Raw genomic sequence first — 2,842 nt, forward strand, 5'->3', positions numbered from 1 at the left:
AAGGAACTTTGATCTGGTCAAAAAGAACGTCGATGAGCTTTTTGCATTGAATGATCAACCGGACATCGAACGCGAACCAGTAAAATTGCCTTCTGGTGAAATCCAGTTAGAAAACGTTCAGTTTTTGCGGGAAGGCAGCAACAATGCGCTCACCGCCCCTATTTCAATTCAAATTCCCCATGGTCAAATCCTTGCGCTTAAAGGTGGCAACGCGCCAGATGACCGTACACTGCTCTCGCTAATGCGCGCGGTTTCGACGCCAACGGCAGGCTCACTCAGCATTTGCGGTATTGGCATTGAAGAACTTGTGGGCGCTGACCTAAGCAGTTCTATCGCATATGTTCCTCAGCATACCGCCATTTTTAAGGGCACTATCCTTGAAAACCTCACGCTTTTTGACACCCGTGAGGGGCTGCAGTCTGCACGCGCTGCTTCCCGACTAATCGGTCTAGAGGCCGACATCCAGCATCTACCATTGGGTTACGACACCTTGCTCGGCTCTGGTGGAAGTGAAATGCTACCGCCAAGCTTTCAACAGCGCATATGTATTGCACGTGCATTGGCCCGCCGCCCCAAAATACTCGTGTTAGAGGAAGCAAACGCCGTGCTTGATCAACGTGCAGAAAAGCTTTTGCAGCGGGGTCTGACAGCGCTACGCGGTTCCACCACAATGATCATTCTATCAAACCGACCTTCATTCCTATCTATAGCAGACACATGCATGCAGTTGCGCCAGGGCGAGTTGGTCCCATTTGAATTTCCAACTTACCATCCTGCGGCCCAAAAAGTCGACGAAAAGGCTGCTGGCTAATGAGCGACATCAAGACCCCTGACACCCAAATTGAGAATATCCCTGAAGTTGATGACGCAACAAAAGCCGCTCGTTCACGGATTGCCGCCGGCCATGGCAATATTGCCGACTTGGAAGCAATCGCCCGCAGCCTGACGAACCCACAAGTGCAAGTGTCGTCAGAAGTTCAGCTCTTTGAAGACGACAATGACGACCAACAATTCTCAGAATTTGAACAGCGACTTGGCATCAAAGAAAGATGGCCCGGCATTGACTATGAAAGTTCAGCGGGTAATTGCTTGCAGGTCCTACTGGCCGTCATGGGTTGGGCGGGGAATGATACACACTTAGTACAAGCCCTACCCCATTTCGAAAGAGTTGCAGACCTTGCAAGCATGCGCGCGGTCCTCACGCGCTTAAGTTTGGCCGCGGAAAAACATTCTATTCGCCTCTCGGAGCTTTCAGACGAAAAGCTGCCCTGTATACACCATGGCCGCAACGGTACAGTCTCCGTTATTTTGTCCATCGACCATTCTGAAAACACTGCTGTTCTATATAATGGCGCAACCGGCAAAGAAGAGACCTACGCCTGTAGTGGACGTCCACAAACCGTATATCTGATCAGCCCGGTCGATATTGAAACGCATATCCGACACATAAACTCATTTGGTTGGGTAACGCAGGCGACCGCGTCTTTCAAAAACCTTTTCATGAGCCTGTTTCTCGTGAATTTTGGCATCAACATGGCCGCGCTCGCTGTGCCCATATTCATCATGGCCATATTTGGCTATGTCATACCGTCAAAATCTTCCGATAGCCTCATAATGCTGGTCGTCGGAATATCTATTGTGATTTTGGCCGAATTTGCATTGCGGAATCTACGTTCCAAAATCCTCGCGTACATTGGCGCACGGTTTGATAGCGCGCTTTCGGTCGAGGTCTTTGAACGTCTATTGTATATGCCGTTTCAGTTCGTCCAAAGCGCACCAATCGGCGCACAATTGTCGCGCTTGAGACAATTTGAAAAGCTGCGTGAGTTGTTTATCGGCTCACTTGGCACTGCCATTCTCGATCTACCATTCATATTGATTTTCATTACCGCAATTGCACTAATTGGTGGCTGGCTTGCCGCCATCCCCGTTGTATTGGTGATTTTGTACCTCGTGCTCGCTGCCATCACCATCCCAATTGCGAAACGCCAAACCATGCAAAGCGGTGATGCGAAAACAAAAAAACAAAACATCATGATGGAGCTGTTCCTCAATCAACGCGATATTCGCAATGTTGGCGGCGAAAAAATTTGGCAAAGCCGATTTGAAAAAGCGTCGGCGAGTTTCGGCGCGCTTGACTTCAAGGCCCAACATTTTTCCCAAAAAGTACAAATCATATCTCAAGCCTTGTCGATGTATGCAGGCGTTGTAATGCTGGGTTGTGGCACCATTTCAGTGATCAACGGCAATCTAAACATTGGCGGGTTGATTGCAATCATGGCCATCGTTTGGCGCATTCTATCACCGCTGCAAAACGCGTTCATGAGCCTGAGCCGCGTTGGTCGCTTGATTGAGGCGGTGCGCTTGATCAACAACCTCATGCGCCTGCAAACCGAACGCACTCCCGGCGTCATACCGAACATCAGCCGCTCTTTTGACGGGCACATACGTACAAGGGATCTATCATTTAGATATCAGCAGGCCACAGACGCTGCCATACGCGGTCTGAATGTGAACATCGCCCCCGGAGAGATTGTGGCAATAACCGGCCCGAGCGGTAGCGGAAAATCGACATTTCTGAAGCTCCTCGCAGGTCTATACAAAGCCCAATCAGGCTCGATTACGTTTGATCATTTGGACATTCGTCAACTCGATTTGGGCGAACTGCGGTTCGAAATAAGCTTTCAACAAGATAGGCCGCGTTTCTTCTACGGCTCGATTGAGCAAAACGTGAAAATGAATGATCCAGCTATCGAAACCAGTGAAATCGAACGCATGATGGCGCAATTCAATGTGCCTCTTGATCACCCTGACCTTGATTTAAGCTGGGTTGCACCGATGC

General features: G+C 49.6%; 2 protein-coding genes. Both read left to right on the forward strand.

The window, feature by feature from the left end; all coding sequences use genetic code 11:
* A partial coding sequence (locus Q0231_RS12235) for an ABC transporter ATP-binding protein (protein ID WP_299347861.1) occupies nucleotides 1–811 on the forward strand: 811 nt, incomplete at its 5' end.
* On the forward strand, nucleotides 811–2,842 hold a 2,032-nt coding region (locus Q0231_RS12240; RefSeq protein WP_299347862.1), incomplete at its 3' end, for an ABC transporter transmembrane domain-containing protein. The genes Q0231_RS12235 and Q0231_RS12240, both read left to right, overlap by 1 nt.

This window comes from uncultured Maritalea sp. (assembly GCF_937139385.1).
Lineage (GTDB): Bacteria > Pseudomonadota > Alphaproteobacteria > Rhizobiales > Devosiaceae > Maritalea > Maritalea porphyrae_A.